Genomic DNA, 17,703 nt, shown 5'->3' with positions numbered 1-17,703 from the left:
TCCGCCCCTATTCCTCATCCTCGCCGCCCAGTTCCTTCATAACGGTTGTCAAGGTTGCAGCCATCGTTTCCTGAAGTTCGGCAATACTGTTTAAATAAGCAACAAGGTTCTTGCTCACTGATTGGGATTGCTCCATCAGCTCGCTCACTCCGCCGAAATTCGGATGCTGATCCGGCAGCGCGTGTACGATCTGTGCCATCCGCACCGCCACATGCCGCTCTGCCTCCATGACGCGCGCCATCTGCTCGTGGGAACGGGACATATGCTCAATCATTTCCGTTACAATATGCTGCATATTTCGCTGTCCCTCCACTCTCTACAGCATATGCTCATATTTCAAGCATGATACTGCCATGAATATCGCTCTTCAAATGTATATGGTCACAAATATGGAGCTACCCGCGCCGGCGCAATGACAGGCAAGCCCTTCGTCAGCTGCTCAAGCTCATGGGCAGCCGGCAGCTGCTGCTGCGGCTTCAATGCCAGCCCCCATGCTTCCGCCGCTGCCAGACTGACCACCCTGCGCAAGGCTCTCTCATCCACCACATAAATCCATCCGTCCGCTGCCTTGAAGGTCTGGCCGTCCGGGAACTGCTCTCCTGCATCGAAATGGCCATGCCAGCGGGCCTCCACCTCTTCCGCGGATATTCCATCCCCTATGGGCCAACGACGGAGATCCACCTGGGACAGCCGGGTAATCGGCACAGCAGGTTCGCCCGTGACCGGTCTGCGCACTCCCCGTTCGATCCAGTACAGCCTTTCGCTTACTCCGCGGGCAACGACCTGCTGAGGGAAAAAGGCTGTTTCTCCAACTGGCTGCTGTGCCGCCAATCCTGTGCGTTCCCGATGAAGAGGCAGCATTTCTTTCACTTGATGAACAAGATCATGGGGATTCCCCCACTTCTCCATATAGAACTGCATATTGTGATTATTGATTTTGGCCAAGTTCTCCCCAAGCCCCTTCATGCTGACACTGCCGTAATGATGAATGAAGGTATCGCGGGCGATTACAAGCGATTGCCCCTGCAGACGAACGCGGATATTGTAGTCGTCGTCCTCGAAATTTCCGATCTCAAACCCTTCGTCCAGGAACCCGGTCCGCTCCCACAGCTCGCGGCGAAACAGCAGGCAGAATCCGGTCAAGCGGTCTGTGAACTGCCATTTTCCAGGATCGGAAATGTTATAATGCTGTGCGAAACGGGGCATGTCGTTAACATGCAAATAAGGCACCTCAATACGCTGGTCACCGCTTATATAATTGGTTACCGGACCGACCATACCGATTTTCGGATCGCTGTCGAGACACTTGAGCATGTTGCTCAACCAGCGCTCGGTAACAATCGTATCGTTGTTAAGGAGCAGCATCGTTGTCCCCTTCGCCATCATCATGCCGATATTAACGGCGCCGGCGAACCCCCGGTTCGACTCCAGAACCCGGTAACGGACCGCGCTGTCCGTTTTCCGCAGAAATTCCGCTGTTCCGTCGTCCGATGCATTGTCAACCACAATGATTTCATAAGGCAGATCGGTGTGCTCGCCAATACTCTCGATGCACTTCTTCAAATACTCCACTTGATTGTAGCTGGGAATTATAATGCTTGTTCCCTCGAACAGCGATTTGAAGCTATCGAGTCCCGAGCGCAAGCCTTGCTCGTATCCGGCTTTGTGACCTTCCGGATACCCGCGCAGACTGCGTTTGGCGGATCTTCTGCCCGCCCTCCGCCTGTACATCTGCGTATGCCGTCTCTTCCGAATCATCAGCCTACGTCACTCCCGTTTTTCAAAGCGTCACTTTCCCTTTGATGATGGCATCGGCCATATGTCCAAAATCCAGCGCCACCTTGCCCTGCTCCGCTGCAATTCGCCAGCATAGAACAACTGCCGGAATCCCTGCCGAAACCAGAGCAAGATCAAAAACGGCATGATGCGCCTCATCCATCACCCGGTCAATGTCGGCAAACCCTTTAACCGGGCTGATCATGCCCGAAACCAGCAGTCCGTGACGGGTCAGCGTCTCCGCGAGTTCGGGTGCGGCGTTGCCAATAACAAGCAGTCTTTGCCCTGTCAGCAGACGGGTCAGCAGTCCGGCCTGATACAAGCCGTAATTAATCGTGGAATGGGTCATCCGCAATGCGCCGGGATCAATACCGTGCCCGCGCATAACCGGATAAAGCAGCGGTTGAAAATGTTTTCGCCGCGATAACGGGACGCCGACGATCTGCGCATGCCGGATAGCCTGGGCCAGCTGGTCACGCGCGCCTATATCGGGCGGCTTAACGCCTGCGTAGGGGAGAAATTCCCCTTCCTGCTTGACAATCCTGGCGTTGTAAACCACGTCCTGCGACAGGGCCAGCAGTTCTCCGTCTCCAAGCCGTACAACCGCACAAGGCGAGTTCGACGCCAAAGCCTGCATCATCTGCTCGAATACCTCATGCACATCCATCAGCCGGTGGCACTGCGGTTTCAGCTGCTCGACCCCCAAGGCTATGACCTCCTGCAGTGTGACATCCGGAAGGAGCATATTTTGCGGCACTGCATTCTCCAGCCACTTCTCTCCGCCATCATACTGGCCGGTTTCAAATCCTCTATTATATGCCTGCTCGGCAGTCTCCGGGACGTCCTCCGGCGTATGCTTCCCGAATTGATCCTTCTGGCCGGGCAATCCCGCCGTTCTTCGATTCAGGCGTTTGGAACGGGTACGAATCCCCAATCTTGTCCGCTTCCTGAATGCAGGGCTTTTTTTGATGGCCCGGCCGCGAATGCGGGAACGGCCTGCTCCCGAGCCTGAAGCCGGCTGCTTTCCCGTTCTTGGAGCTTTCACCGGACGATGTAAGCTCTCAGCCGCCGAAACCGGCACCCGGCGATCCTGACGGACCGGACCCGCTGTCTTGTTCAGGAGGGGCTTTCCTGCCCGGCCGCCACCGCTCATGGTACAGTTCCCATAAGCTTGATTGACGCTTCCTGCAGCGACTCGAAGGTTCCGGCATCGGTCCACCAGCCGTTCATCCGGCTATGCCGAAGCATGCCTTTGCTTGCGTAAGCGTTGTTCACATCCGTGATTTCCAGCTCGCCCCGCTGAGAAGGCGCCTGCTCGTGGATTAATGTAAATACGGATGCATCAAATAAGTAAATGCCCGTCACGCAAAAATCGGTTTGCGGCTGTTCCGGTTTTTCTTCGATTCGTTCAATCCTGCCTTTCGCATCAAAGACAGGGACGCCGTAACGTTCCGGATCCGGAACCTGCTTGAGCAGCACCATCGCGCCTTCTGACTGCTTCGCGAAAGCCTCCAGATGGGGCTTCAGCGGCTCCTCGAACAAATTGTCGCCAAGCAGGACCAGGAATTTGTCTTCGCTGCCGACAAAAGGCTGAGCAAGCTCCAGCGCCTGGGCAATCCCGCCCGCCTGCTCCTGAATGCGATAGGTCAGGGATATCCCATAATCGCGTCCGCTGCCCAGGAAATCTGTAAACATTCCCGCCGCCTCGCGTCCTGTGACGAGCAGAATATCGGTTATGCCCGCTTCTCTCAATTTGATCAGGCTGTAGCATATCATCGGAAGCCTGCCAACCGGCAGCAAATGTTTATTCATCAGTTTGGTCAGCGGAAAAAGCCGCGTTCCCGTTCCGCCAGCCAAGATAACAGCTCTCAAAATTATGACCTCCTAAAGCGTTTTTGTAAGAAAACGCTGCTTCGTAAGCATACGCCCGTTTTTCGTAAGAAAAACCGACATCGCAAGCATTCACAAGCTAGATAAATATGCCGGGATCGACCTGCCACTTGTCGATGAACCGCTGCCGATTTTGTTCGACAAGCCGCTGCAGCTCCATGCTGTCGCCCCGCTTGAAGCTTGCGCTGCCCTGGTGGTGAACAAACACATTCCGGCACATCAATAAGCTGTACCCGCTCATCCGGGCCCGGAAGCAATAGTCATCGTCCTCGTAATGGCCTGGCGAAAATCTCTCGTCCAGCTCGCCGATACGCTCGTAAAGCGTGCGCCCGAACAGCATGCAAAAGCCCACAAGCCGATGAACAGGCTGCACTTGCTCGCCTGACTGGGTCAGCACTTCCTTGGCGACGCGATGGAACTCGTTCATGGAGTGAAAAGGGTAATCAACCTGCTGCTTCCCGCTGGCATAATTCGTCACGGGACCGACGATGCCGATCTTCCCGTCGCTGTTAAGCGCCTGCAGCAAAGCTGCCAGCCAGCCGTGCGAAACGGTTACGTCATTGTTCAGCAGCATCAGGCAATCGCCGCGCGCAAACCGAAGCCCCTTATTGCAGGCCGCAGGGAAACCGGTATTGCGGGGTAAAGAAATAAAGGCGAGCTGCTCCTGGAGACACCACCCACTTGTACCGTCAGTTGAACCATTATCCACGACAATAATCTCATATGGAGTATCCTGCTGGCTGGTATAAGAACGGATGGACGCCACCGCCTGCTGGACCAGATCAAGTCCGTTATAGGTCGGTATCACAATGCTCGTAAGCTTCATCAGCCTTCACCTCCAACCGCCCCGCGGCGTCTGGACCGGTCGGGATGAAGCAGCCGGTTCCCGTTCAGAGCCATAGCCGCCTTCAATGCGGCAAGATGCGCGTATGCGGCATGTTTATTCGCTGCGTGAAGACCATCAGCGCGTCTGTTCCCGCTGCCAGCCCCGCCCCTGCTTACATTGCGGCAGACTGCAATATTCAGGCGGTGATGGATTGCGGCTTGCTGGGCAACCGGCGGAAGCGCGAGCGAGGCCTCCCCAACCAGTTTTAGCGCTTTTGCCGACCAGGCGCATGGCAGCTCCTGATTGGAATTGGCGAGCAAATCCGGACGGCCCAATGACAGGTTGATGAAAGCCTTCACGCGCGACAGCTCATCCCAATCCCGGAATAAACCCAGAGAATCGGATGTATCGCTGAGCGCAACATCGGCGCCGCTGTCCACTGCCGCAAGAAGAGGCGCCAGACGCTCGGCCGGTATCGGAACATGGCCGTCGCAGAACAGGATGGAATCCGTCCGCAGCAGCCTCGCGCCTATGGATCGCCCCATATCGCGTTCGAGCATCGTTCCTGCATGCACAATGGTGATGCCCGGCATTTGGCTGAGCGTGTGATAGTCGCCTCCAGCCGCATCCTCAAGCACAACAATGATTTCCTGCAGCGGCAAACGCATCAGCTCCTGCAGCGATGCAGGCTCGGCTGCCATCCCTCTTCCGGCAAGGACGACTGCAGCAGCTGAGCCCTGCAGCGGTACGGGCAGCCAGCTCTGCCTGTTTAAACGGAGCCCATTCATATATCCATCCGCATACGCTTTTCCCTGCAGCAGCAGGCTTTTGCTCAAGCTGCCATTCAGCCGGTGTCTGCGCGACCAGCTCTCGTTCAGTCTTAGCCTCAGCTCATCGGATTGCGGGATGGCTCCTGCTTCCCGCAGCAAAGCAGCATCGCGCAAGCCAGCGTTATAGGAGGTTCCTTGATTGGCTGAGGAACGTTTTAATGGCTTTGCGCCGCGTGCGCGTCTCCTTCCTCCCGGGGATGAACGGGTACGAATCTTCCGAAAGGAGGGCTTGCGTTTGATTCCGGCTGCTGCCGGTTTCGCCTTTCGCATACACTCACCTTGCCTTCTCCCGATTTTGCTGCCAAAGCGTGAAGCCGCCAAGGCTGTCCGTCTGCCGCATCAGCCAATCAATAGCCTCCAGATGATCGCCGACAATCAGATGCTCTAGCGGATTGAGTCTTTCCCGTCGCGGACGTTGCAGATTCAGTTTCCCCACGTTAACAGGATGTACGGCGCGGACGTTAAGCCCTAGCTGCACCGCTTTGGCATGCGCTAATGGGGGGACTGACAGCGCATCTGCGCCAATCACTTCAAGAGCATGCCGGCTTATCGCATGAGGCACCGCTGTCATCGAGGTTCCTCTCAGCTCCGGTCTTCCCAGCAGCGAATTAAGCGCATGTTTGGCAAGAACAACGCTGTGGACGACCTGTTTGCGGATTGGGCCGGAATAATCGTTAAGCGCCACGTCAACGCCTCCATCCAGAACTGCGTGAATGTACGGCTTGAGCGCCGCACTGCTAATGACCATATCCCCGTCGATAAAGAGCAGCACCCGCCCCTTTGCGGCAGACGCTCCTACACCGCGTCCTACATCATGACCCAGCGGTTCAGAAAATTCGATCACATGGGCTCCATTACGCCGGGCTATTGCGGCCGAACCATCCGTCGATCCATTCGCAACCACAATGATCTCCACTTGGGGATGAGTTCGTTTTGCCTCCTGAATCACACGGGCAATTGAGCGGCGTTCATTCATGACCGGAATAATAACGGAGACGACCGGCTCCGCCCCGGCAGCCGCGCGGGTAACAATTGGATGGGCGCTTCCTTCAATCTGTGTCAATGGTTCTATACTTTCCGGATGGCGATCCACAGGCTTAAAGGCTGCCCGGCTGCGCTGCAAGCTTCGGCTGCGCCTGGACAACCCTGCGGGACGCGGCCGAAACTTCGTTGTCCTGCTCTTGCTCTGAATCTTACCGCTTCCGGCGGAACCTGACGCTCTGCGCTTGGCGGCAGTCCTGACCGCGCCGGACCATGACGGCTTCTTCCCCCCGGCTGGCGCAATGCCTGTGGCGGGACGCCTTCCCGCGACCTTTACCTTTACCTTCACCTTTACCTTGCGTGCGAGACGGGAAGCCGGCGTTCCTGCTTTCCCATTGCGGCTGGAATGCAAGTAGACCCGCTTCGATTGAACGGTATCGATTTCCATGGACAGACCCATTGCCGGCGATATTAATCGGGAACCCGGGTTCTTCCCTGAAGGGTAATTGCCGATATTCACAGCTGCTCGGTATTGCATGTCTTTGCTAACCCAAAAGGGATTCCTGATTCTGATCACCTCTTCGTCAATTGCGCTTTGCTCGTGTATGCAAGACAAAGACAGTCCTTTTACAACTTATTGTATGGACACGTAAGGTCAAGAGGCACGGCTGTTGTACGTGAGACAGCGGCCTTTCAGGTCTGATTTGGAGAAAGCCGGACAAGTCCTTAACCGCAGCCGGCATGGAAAAGTCCGACACCCGTTTATTTGTAAGTGTCGGACTTCTTTAATCGAAAATTTTATATCTTTGACACGGTAAGAAGGAGCATCATAATCGGATGGCCGCGATCCTGGCATCGGATATTGGAACTATTTGCTGCCTATGGCAATCCAATTGATGAATCCGACGGGCTCGGGGGAGATTCGCGTGCGCACGACAGTCAGTTCTGCGCTGTCTGCCGTTTTTGATTTTATTGTCGCATAACAGGACAGCTGATCGGCCGTAGCAACCAGAACGTAGACATCGCTTGCGAACGGTTGGTCGAATGTAACGGTCAGCTCCAGCTGCTCGCCCTGCCCTGCAAAATTGTAAGGAATCAATCCGAATTGCTGACAGATTGCCGGACTGACCTGCTCGGCTGGAAGCTGCTCGGAGGCTGAGGGATTCACATCCGGGATCAGGGATGCCAACACATCCGGAGCGAAATGCTTCACAGTAAGCGTGCCGGGCGCGATTTTATCCCCTGTCACGGCCTCGTCGCACAGCAGATCGCTTTCAATGGAGCCGGCAATAATATTTGCCGTTGTAATGGATCCAGGCGCGATTTTACCCAGTGTTACGGCTCCTGCTTGCAGCTGCTCCTGACCGACCGCTTCAGCCGCCAGCTTCTCGCTTGTAACTGCTCCTGCTGCCAGTGCTTCCGTAATGACAGCCTCGGGAGCTAGCTTCTCGTTCGTCACCGATCCCGCTGCCAGCTTTGTCGCGGTAACTGCGCCTTCCGCGAGCTTCGCTTCCGTCACCGCGCCTGCTTGCAGCTGTTCCTGACCGACCGCTTCAACCGCCAGCTTCGCATTTGTGACTGCTCCTGCCGCCAATGCTTCCGTAATGACAGCCTCGGGAGCAAGCTTCTCGTTCGTCACCGATCCCGCTGCCAGCTTTGTCGCCGTAACTGCGCCCTCCGCGAGCTTCGCTTCCGTCACCGCGCCTGCTTGCAGCTGATCCTGACCGACCGCTTCAGCCGCCAGCTTCTCGCTTGTAACTGCTCCTGCTGCCAATGCTTCCGTAGGAACGGCCTCGGGAGCAAGCTTCTCGTTCGTCACTGATCCCGCTGCCAGCTTTGTCGCCGTAACTGCGCCTTCCGCGAGCTTCGCTTCCGTCACCGCGCCTGCTTGCAGCTGTTCCTGACCGACCGCTTCAACCGCCAGCTTCGCGTTTGTGACTGCTCCTGCTGCCAATGCTTCCGTAATGACAGCCTCGGGAGCAAGCTTCTCGTTCGTCACCGATCCCGCTGCCAGCTTTGTCGCCGTGACTGCGCCTTCCGCGAGCTTCGCTTCCGTCACCGCGCCGTCTCTCAGCACATCGGTGCCCACTGCCTTTGCGGCCAGCTTCACGCCCGTTACCGCGCCGTCTATCAGCTTGTCGGAGCCCACTGCCTTTGCGGCCAGTTTCACTCCCGTCACCGCGCCGTCTATCAGCTTGTCGGTGCCCACTGTCTTTGCGGCCAGCTTCGCTCCCGTCACTGAACCATCTGTCAGCGCTTCGGTGCCCACCGCCTTAGCTGCCAGCTTCGCTTCGGTCACCGCACCATCCACCAGCGCTTCGGTTTCCACTGCCTTGGCGGCCAGCTTCGCTCCCGTCACTGCACCATCTGTCAGCGCTTCGGTGCCCACCGCCTTCGCTGCCAGCTTCGCTCCCGTCACCGAACCATTTGTCAGCGCTTCGGTGCCAATTGCTCCTGCTGCCAGTTTTGCTCCCGTCACCGCGCCATCTATCAGCGCTTTGGTGCCTACTGCCTTCGCTGCCAGCTTCACTCCTGTCACTGCGCCATCCACCAGCGAATAGGTACCCACTGCTTCTGCTGCCAGCTTTGCTCCCGTCACCGAACCATCCACAAGCGAATAGGTACCGACTGCTTCTGCTGCCAGCTTCGCTTCGGTCACCGCACCGTCTACCAGCGCATCGGTGCCCACTGCTCCTGCTGCCAGCTTCACTCCCGTCACCGCACCGTCTATCAGCTTGTCGGTGCCTACTGCCTTCACTGCCAGCTTCGCTTCGGTCACCGCACCATCAACAAGCGTATCAGTGCGCACTGCTTCTGCTGCCAGCTTCACTCCCGTCACCGCACCATCCACAAGCGCTTCGGTGCCTACTGCTCCTGCTGCCAGCTTCACTCCCGTCACCGCACCATCTATCAGCGCATCGGTGCCCACTGCTCCTGCTGCCAGCTTCACTCCCGTCACCGCACCGTCTATCAGCGCATCGGTGCCTACTGCCTTCACTGCCAGCTTCGCTTCGGTCACCGCACCATCCACCATCGTATCGGTGCCCACTGCTTCTGCTGCCAGCTTTGCTCCCGTCACTGCGCCATCTATCAGCGCTTCGGTGCCCACTGCTCCTGCTGCCAGCTTTGCTCCCGTCACCGCGCCATTTATCAGCGCTTCGGTGCCCACTGCTTCTGCTGCCAGCTTCACTCCCGTCACCGCGCCGTCTTTCAATGCTTCTCTGCCGACAGCTTCAGCCTTCAGATGCTCCGCTGCAATGCTGTCCTTCTCCAGATGAGCGGAGCCGATCGTCCCAAGCTTGATTTTACTGCCTGGCAGAATGCCATCAGGCGCCTTTTCGAAGGATAACAGCTCCGTAGACAGATGACTTTGCGTGATGGACCCTTTCCGCAGATGATAGCCCTGAATGGACTCTGCCTTCAAATGCTTGCCGGCAATGCTCTCCAACTGGATATGCTCACTATTGACCGATACAAGAGCCAGTTTATCCGCGCTTACCGCTCCATCAGCCAGCTGATCCATTCCTACGGCTTGAGGAGCCAGATGCTGCTGCTTGATGCTGCCTTTCTTCAGATGCGTGCTTCCGATAAGCGAACCCGCCAGGTGAACGGATTCAATAGCGCCTTTCCCCACATGTCGGCTGAGCACCGCCCCATCCTTCAAAGCCTGTGAACTGACAACGCCGTCCTGCAAATGATGGCTACCGATACTTCCTGCGGCCAGCTTCTCCTCCGTCACCGCATCTTTGCCAAGATGACGCTCACGAACACTCTCGTTGCCCAGATGAACGCCAAGCACGGACTCCTCAGCCAAATGCCTGCTTCTTATCGCTTCGTTGGACAGATGATCGCTTTCAACCGCCCCGGCAGCCAGCTTTTTACCGGTTACTGCGCCTTCAGCAAGCGTATCGCTGGCAATAATGGCTTTTCCCAGATGAAAATCCTGCACGGCCCCCGTGCTGATATGCTCGGCTCCGATAAGCCCCGGGACGAGATGGGCGCTGCCGATGGATTGCAGGGTAATCTTCTCACCGGTCAATGCATGCGGCGCCAGCTTCGCTGCGGTGACGCTGTTGTCCCCGAGCTTTGCCGATGTCACTGCCCCATCCGTCAGTTTATCCGTCGAAACACTCTCGGGAGAAAGCTTGAGCGCGTTCACCACATGATCGGCCAGATGATGCGAGAATACGGACCCGGCGGCAAGATGCTTACCCGACACCGATCCGCCAGCAAGCTTCGTTGAAATGACTGCGCCATCCCGCAGAGCTTCAGCGGCAACGGATTGCTCCGATATATGCTCCGCCCGTATTAATCCGGGCTGCAGATGAGCCGAGCCAACCGCCCCTGCCGAAATCACTTCTTCCGATACAGAGCTCTGCGACATATGATGAGCGCGGACAGCCTCCGGCGCGATCTTGTCGAAGCTGACCGACTCATCGTTCAGATGCCGGGTATCCACCGCCAGATCGGCAATTTTCCCGCCGCTGACACTGGCTGCGGCCAGCTTGCTCCCGCTTACCGAGCCGGCAGCCAGATGCTCTCCGCTTACCGCCTCATTGCTGATATGGCTATGCTGAACGGCCTTGGCCGCCAGCTTCTGCTTCGTCACCGAGCCATCCGCCAAGTGAGCCGAGGCCACACTTCCCTCAATAAGCTGCTTGCCTCCAACCGTATTGGCTGACAGATGATGCTCCTCAATACTGCCCGATGCGATTTTATCCGAGCTGACGCTTGAGCGCCCAAGATGACGGCCATGAACGGCATCATCCGATAATTTGGGGGCTGTAATGCTTTGATCGGCGAGCTTGGATGCTGTTATCGCATGATCGACCAGCTTTATAGTGGAAATGGACATATCGGCAATTTTCGGAGACGTCACCGCCAAATCAGCAATATGCTGTGAACCGACCTCATTATCCCCGATGTGGACGGCGCTTACGGCGCCTTCCTGCAGCTGGAGCGGTCCCACCGCGCCTGGCGCGATTGCCTGCTCGGTTACGGCTCCTAGCCCCAGTTGTTTGGATTCCACCGCGCCTTCGGCTATGTGGTTTGCGTCGATTTCTCCCGGGGCCAGATGCTTTCCCAGCAATACACCTGCCGCTACATGCTCTGCGAGCAGCAGCCCAGGCTTGAGATGCACCGATTCAACGGCGCCCAACGCGATTTTCTCGCTCGTAACCGCCTGGTCGCGAAGCTTGGATCTGGTAACGGACCCATCGGCTATTTTGGATGTATGAATGGCATCGTTCGCTATGCTCTCCGTCCGGATGGCTCCGCTTCTAAGCTTGCTTGACGTTACGGATTGATCATCCAGAAGCTCGGTTGTAATGACGAACGGCTTCAGATGCTTGGCCTCGATGGATCCTTCCGCCAGCTTGTCGGCACTGATTGTCCGGTCACCCAGTTTTACAGAGGTTACGCTGCCGTCGCGTAATTTTTCACCGGTGATGGAACGATCCCGTATTTTGGAGCCGGATATGGCATTGCGTGTGAGATGATCGCTCAAGATGGATTCCGGAGCGATCTTGGAGCCTATAATCGCCCCATCGGCGATTTTAATGCTTTCCACGGCAAAATCTGCAATCGATTGTGTTTGAACAGCGCCCGATTTTATCCGGGTTGCTTCAACAGCTCCGGGTGCAAGCTTATCCGTGGTGATTGCCTCATCGGCAAGATCGTCGGTAAAGATGAAGGGAGTCGAGGAATCCGGAAGCCGTTTCTCTTCCACCCGCTCCTCCTTGCTGAGTATACCGGCCAGGCTGGCCTGCTCAGCCTCCACGGCCGCGGTGACCTCTGCGGCTTTGTCTTTGTCTGCGTCTTTGGCTGCCGGTTCCGGGATATCCTCCACCGCTGCCGGTGCCGGCTGGCCCCCGGTATCTGCTGCCTTCTTCTCCTGCTCTACGGCAATTCCCGGTTCAGGAGCCGGCTCCAGGACAGGTCGCTGCTCCTCTGCTGCGATTTCACTTGTTCCAGCCGGTACCGGACCATCTGCCGTCACGGCTTCCAGTTCCTCCACAGCCATAGCATTGACCTTAACAATTTTCTTCTCTGGCTCCCCTGGCGTATGCGGCTTGTTTTTCCTCAATTTTTCGATCCATTTCAATTCCGAAGTGTTCGGATTATCAACATAAAATAACGGTTTTCGTCCCTTGGGACTCTTTCCCTTGCTGTTCTTAGCCATAGCCCTCTCCTTCTTCCACCTGAAATGTCATAGGTATCATATGCATTCACCCATAGGCAGGTCACTTGATTGGAGACATTATCAGCCAAAAGCAGCAGGAACCAGGTTATAGAATCGCAAAAACAGGAAGAACCGGCTGTCGCCGTGAAACAAAAAAGCGGCTAACGCCCAGGTTCAGGCGCGCCGCTCGTTCACAAATTCCAAATTTTCCGTGTCCTATTCTATGGCGGCCAGTACTGGTACCTGGCTCCTACGTTTGCATCATTTGAACACCTTTGGAGAGCGTCGCCATATATAGCTCCGTCCCCAGCCAGTCAATATCGGTAACCGGCACCCCCGGTCTGACCGAGTAAAGCGTTAATCGCTCTCCCAGACGGCCAATACGGTAAAGCCCCCGGTCCGTGCAGACATAAACATAAGATTGCCTGGATATGACCGAGAAAATAAAAATATCGGGAAACTGAACCGTGCTGAATCCGCCGCGGCCATTGCTCACAACCAGCTCGCCCTTCTCGGTTGCGCCAAACAGATTATCCCGGTTGGCAGCCAGCGCTGTGACTCCAAAGCCAAGCTCGAAATCGGCCCAGCGGTCCGTCATCCGGTCATACATGCTGATGCCATGGTCGAGCCCGATATATAAATACTGCGGGGTAAATAAAAAATCATAGACAATTGAATGGCCGTAGGCGGATTCCTTCCACTTATCCGACGACTTATAATAAAGGCCGGACTGGGTAGCTGCGAAGCCGTATCCCCATTCTTCTTTATACTGATAGCAGGGATGACCGACTTCCTCGTATTCCCACTGCTTGAGCTTAAGCCGGTATAACCCTTTATTCGTGCAGGCATAGGTGACGCCCGCAGACATCTGCAGCCGGTTAACCGTCGTATCTTCCGGAAGGCCGTCCGAGAGAAGGCGCCAATCTTCGTTCGCGGGTTTCAGGTAAATCCCCTGCCCGGGCGATGCCGCTACGACGGTCCGGTCGCTGCGCACCTTGACCGAGGAGAAATGCAGCGGGAAAGGCTGCCTGTTTATATAGGAATCGGGCAACATGGATACTTTCAGCTCCTTGCCTCTTTTTAATATGTAAAGGAATACCTCTATATTAGTTGATAATGATTATCAGTGTCAACCTGTGCCTGTTTTTATTTGAGCCAAAAATTGAAGAAGCGACTTCGCCGGCATCATAAAACTCCAGGCATCTTCTACAATGCCGGCGTCAAGATTCCTTTATCCAGACAGGTCTGGAGCGATAATGCCTTGATGCCTGTTCCGAACTCAATATGGACGCGCTCATCCGTCAGCTTCATAATTTCTCCTCGGCCAAATACCCGGTGCTCGACCAGCCTGCCGATCACCAGCTCCTTCCGCTCTCTGAGCGCATTGGGGTCCACCGGAGACTGCGGCTCCTCTGTCCGCACCGTCAGCTTGGCCGGATTCTGAAGCGTACGAACCTCGCCGACGAACAACGACTCGTCCATCTTCACCCCGTCCCGGTACTTGTAGGTAATCAGCTCCAGATGCCGCTTGGCCCTTGTCATGCCGACATAGAACAACCGGACGGCTTCTTCCATCGGCCCGGTATTGCCTTCCGCTTGCTGCTTGATATCTTCGGCGGAGGGGATGACCCCCATGACCAGATCGATCATATAGACAACCTTGAACTCCAGTCCCTTGGCGCTGTGAAAGGTAGAGAAGGTCACGACATTTTGATTCTTGTTGAAGCTGGAAGCTTTCATCACTGCCTCCAGATGCTTGAGCCTTTTGGCAAAGTCCTCCATGCTCTCAAGCGTGCTTGCGATCTCTTCCAGCGTGTTCAGATTGCCGAGCAAATAATCCTTCCTGAAGCCGAGCCGCTCCACCATCTTGTCAATCGCCTTATCGTAACCCAGCTTGGTGCGGATCACGCGGATTGCTTCGAGCGGCGGCATGCCCTTCATCTGCTGCAGCGTTTCCTTGCATTCCAGAATCGGCTTGCGCTGATATTCCTGCAGATCCACATAGCTCAGCAAATTGTCGAAAACCGACTCATTATTCTGAATCTCCCGCAGCACGCCCATCTGATGCTTCGTAATATAGCCGTTAAGCTTCGTGTACACCTGTTCCAGAAGATCGTAGCGCTTGTCCGTATAAGACATCCGCATGATATTCAGCATGTCCTTGACGATCCAGTGGGAGAAGAACCGGTTGTCCGAATCCTTCATATAAAAGGGCACTCCGGCCCGTTCGCATTCATTCATCAGCATGATGGAGGAGGAGCTGTTCCGGTAAAGCACCGCCACCTCGCGAAGATCAGCAAGCTGCTGGATATGCTCCACCACATATTTGGATTGATGATTATAATCGGTAAAATTGCGGATCGCGATTGGCTCATGCGCTTCATTGTCCGTAAACATATTTTTGTCATAGCGGTTCTTGTTCCGTTTGATGAAGCCGCTTGCGATATCCACAATATCCCGTGAAGACCGGTAATTTTGTTCCATGTACAGGATCACGGCATTCGGATATACGTCTTTGAAATGCAGCAAATAGGAAGGCTCTGCGCCCCTCCAGCTGTAAATCGACTGGTCGTCGTCGGCTACCACGCATATATTGCCATGCTCTCTTGCCAATTCCTCGATAATGGCATGCTGAACAAGCGAGGTATCCTGGCTTTCGTCCGTCAGCAGGACATCGTATCTTTGCTGATATTTATGCAGCAGCTCCCGGTTCATTTTCAACACTTCGTTTGCCGTCGTGAGCATATCGTCAAAATCCAGCAGGAGCTTGCCGGAGCCGGAGCGCTTGAACTCCTCGTAGGCAATCAGAACACGATCAGCCTGCTTCACCTCACAGGGCACCTGTGCCCATTTGTCGCTGGGAATCATTTTATTTTTGATATAGCTGATATAGGTAGTCAGCTCTTCCATTTGATCCTCCGTTATCGTATTGCCGGCAATCGACTGATACAGATTGCGAAGGATCAGCTTCTTATGCAGCTGTTGGGGATCAAATTCCTCTCCGCCCTGTTCCCTGCCTCCTTGATTGCCCTCGATAATAAGATAAGCGGTTCGGGTCTGCTGAAAATGCTCCCGGACAATCTCAAATGCGAGACTATGAATGGTAGAGAAATCGACTGGCGCAAGCTCCGGGAAAAACCGCTTGAACCGCTCCTTCATATCCAGCGCCGACGCCCTGCTGAATGTGACCGCCTTGATGCGCGACGGAGCGATCCCTTTGTGCTGGATCAGATAGCCGATCTTCATGATGACGGTAGTCGTTTTCCCGGAGCCGGGAGAAGCAAGCAGCAGCAGCGCGCCTTCGGTTTGAAGGACCGCCTGCCGCTGAATCTCATTCAGCTCGACGCCCGTTTCCTTGGCCTTGCGCGTAAAAAAATCCTCTTTGGTTATCATAGACAGTCCCTCTATCGTTTATCGTTAATCCTTTATAGACAGCGGCAAATGAAGAAGCGCCGGCAGATTCTTCCCGAAGCCGGTCGCAGCCCGCAGGCACAGATGGTAATCATTGATGATCATATGAAGCTCTCTATCATTGGCGGAAACCATTTCTTCCTCCCTCAGACGGCTGCGCACCACCTGGATGTAACTTTCGTCCGAGACTCCCAATGTTACTAGCATTCGGGGAGGCAGCGCAAGCATGGAGATCGGAATCCATCGCCGCTGCTTGGCAGTCAGCACGAAATGAGCCGTTCCTCCGATGGCAAAAGTGAAATTATCGTAGACTTTATCCAGCTTAAAATCAAACATGTCCTGCAGCCGCTCCCGGAATGCCTTCACATGTTCGACGGGAAATCCGACCTCGCGCATATAAAGAACACGAAGAGCGCCGGAGGGGGCTACGACATCCTCCTTGATATAAGGATGGGCAATCAGTTCGAGCAAATTTCCATCCCCATCGCGAAAGTAAATATTTTGTCCCGTTCCAAAATGATCCACTTCTCTGCCGTCCGGCCATTTCTCGATCATGACCTGCCGACTCTTCAGGAAGGCGACAAGAGCGTCGAATTCCGAGTACGGAACTTCAAACGCCAGATGCGCCGGAGCAACAGGCTCGTAAGCCTCCTGAAATACAATCGTACAGTGCTCCGTGATCCGGAATTCAATGCGGCTCTCGGATTCTTCCACGATAGGCAGCAGCAGACGTTCATGATAATACTGTCTTGCGCTTGGAATCGATACCGTGTTCAGCTGCAGCCCCGCATAGTGTGTAATCATGGTTTTCCACCATCCTTATTATGGTTGTCTGCTCTTTATAAACCTTCCCGCCAGAAAAGGTTTTCTCCGTCCTTATTGCAGTAGAGTGAATGTCTGTACGTCAAAGATGTACGGAAACCGGTAGACAAAAGACCGCCGGAACTGATTCCGGCGGCACTGACCTGCTTATCGTTTATGCTCCAGAAACCATTGATACAGCTCGGGATTGCCGTACGTCTCCTCCCAGATCTGATGATCAAGTTCAGGGTAGGCGGTGTACCTGACAGACCCTCCCAGGCTCCTGATCGCGTTAACCATCTCGGTTGTTCTCCCGGGAATGACTACATCATCCTTCTCTCCATGGAAAGCCCAGACCGGTATACCCTTCAGCAGGCTGGCATCTTCGGGCTGGTAGTAGCCGGCCAGTGGAGCAATAGCTGCGAAGCGCCCGGGGACATTCGCCGCCAGGTCCCATGTTCCGTTCCCGCCCATGCTGAATCCGGTCAGATATACCCTCTCCGGGTCAACACGGTGGCTGCGGGCTATTTCGTCCAAGAGAGCCGACAGGGCATTCCGCTGCTGCGGCCAATCCGAATGCTCCGGACATTGCGGCGTTGCGACGATAAATCCGAAGTCCTTCCTTTCTTCAGCGAAACGCGCAACCCCATACTGATGGAGCAGAGCCAGATCATCGCCCCGCTTCTTGATGCAGTGCAGGAACAGGATGAGCGGCCATTTCTTCCCGGTATTCCTCTCGTAATCCGAAGGAAGAAACAATTGATAGCCGATCCGTACAGGTTCAGGAGTCTCTTGGCGAAGAAGATGTGAGGTGACGGGCATGGAGCAGCAGCATCCTTTCTCATAAGCGATTGTTCATTATTATAACGCTATCGTTCAATATTTTACCAGCCGCTTTGACTTAAACTGAAGCCGCCCGGCGCGTCTATAGGCGGCATGATAGGGATGGCGGGGCGGTTTGCATGCCGTTTTGGACGAAGTCAATCAGCATCGCAAAAAGAAGGAAC

12 protein-coding genes are annotated in these 17,703 nt (G+C 55.3%); all 12 read right to left on the bottom strand.

The genetic code is table 11. From position 1 onward, the window contains the following. Positions 1-7: 7 nt before the first annotated feature. Positions 8-295, bottom strand: a complete 288-nt coding sequence (locus tag ACFOLF_RS27725; RefSeq protein WP_210037225.1) for a nucleoside-diphosphate sugar epimerase — start codon at positions 293-295, stop codon at positions 8-10. A gap of 86 nt (positions 296-381) precedes the next feature. Beyond that, a complete protein-coding gene (locus tag ACFOLF_RS27720; protein ID WP_210037224.1) occupies positions 382-1,758 on the bottom strand; it encodes a glycosyltransferase family 2 protein in 1,377 nt (458 codons plus the stop codon). Positions 1,759-1,780: 22 nt separating this feature from the next. Next, positions 1,781-2,929 carry a GT-D fold domain-containing protein gene (locus ACFOLF_RS27715; protein WP_210037223.1) on the bottom strand — a complete coding sequence of 383 codons (1,149 nt, stop codon included), beginning with the start codon at positions 2,927-2,929 and terminating at the stop codon, positions 1,781-1,783. Then, on the bottom strand, positions 2,926-3,648 hold the full coding sequence (locus ACFOLF_RS27710) for a sugar phosphate nucleotidyltransferase (RefSeq protein ID WP_210037222.1): 723 nt from the start codon (positions 3,646-3,648) through the stop codon (positions 2,926-2,928). Before ACFOLF_RS27710 ends, ACFOLF_RS27715 begins: the two co-directional genes overlap by 4 nt. A gap of 97 nt (positions 3,649-3,745) precedes the next feature. Continuing rightward, positions 3,746-4,492 (bottom strand): glycosyltransferase family 2 protein, encoded by a 747-nt coding sequence (locus tag ACFOLF_RS27705; protein WP_210037221.1) that lies wholly within the window; start codon positions 4,490-4,492, stop codon positions 3,746-3,748. Continuing rightward, positions 4,492-5,592 carry a hypothetical protein gene (locus ACFOLF_RS27700; protein WP_210037220.1) on the bottom strand — a complete coding sequence of 367 codons (1,101 nt, stop codon included), beginning with the start codon at positions 5,590-5,592 and terminating at the stop codon, positions 4,492-4,494. The genes ACFOLF_RS27705 and ACFOLF_RS27700 overlap by 1 nt, the downstream gene beginning before the upstream one ends. Positions 5,593-5,596: 4 nt before the next feature. Then, entirely contained in the window at positions 5,597-6,841 is a 1,245-nt protein-coding gene (locus ACFOLF_RS27695) for a glycosyltransferase family 2 protein (protein WP_379112879.1), read from the bottom strand. A 330-nt stretch (positions 6,842-7,171) separates the two neighbouring features. Continuing rightward, the gene (locus ACFOLF_RS27690; RefSeq protein ID WP_210037219.1) at positions 7,172-12,484 is read right to left on the bottom strand and encodes a WIAG-tail domain; all 5,313 of its coding nucleotides are present in this window, start codon (positions 12,482-12,484) and stop codon (positions 7,172-7,174) included. Between the two features lie 250 nt (positions 12,485-12,734). Then, positions 12,735-13,538: a hypothetical protein gene (locus ACFOLF_RS27685; protein ID WP_210037218.1), complete on the bottom strand. Its 804-nt coding sequence runs from the start codon at positions 13,536-13,538 to the stop codon at positions 12,735-12,737. 152 nt (positions 13,539-13,690) lie between these two features. Beyond that, positions 13,691-15,877, bottom strand: a complete 2,187-nt coding sequence (locus ACFOLF_RS27680; RefSeq protein ID WP_210037217.1) for an ATP-dependent helicase — start codon at positions 15,875-15,877, stop codon at positions 13,691-13,693. A gap of 24 nt (positions 15,878-15,901) precedes the next feature. Continuing rightward, positions 15,902-16,699: a VOC family protein gene (locus ACFOLF_RS27675; RefSeq protein ID WP_210037216.1), complete on the bottom strand. Its 798-nt coding sequence runs from the start codon at positions 16,697-16,699 to the stop codon at positions 15,902-15,904. Between the two features lie 165 nt (positions 16,700-16,864). Then, complete coding sequence (locus ACFOLF_RS27670) at positions 16,865-17,518, bottom strand: carboxylesterase family protein (RefSeq protein ID WP_210037215.1); 654 nt, start codon at positions 17,516-17,518, stop codon at positions 16,865-16,867. Between the last annotated feature and the right edge of the window lie 185 nt (positions 17,519-17,703).

Source organism: Paenibacillus sepulcri (genome assembly GCF_042647105.1).
In the GTDB taxonomy this organism is placed as follows: domain Bacteria; phylum Bacillota; class Bacilli; order Paenibacillales; family Paenibacillaceae; genus Paenibacillus_Z; species Paenibacillus_Z sepulcri.
The sequence above is the reverse complement of the archived record's forward strand: the minus strand, read 5'-3'. Positions and strand labels throughout refer to the sequence as shown.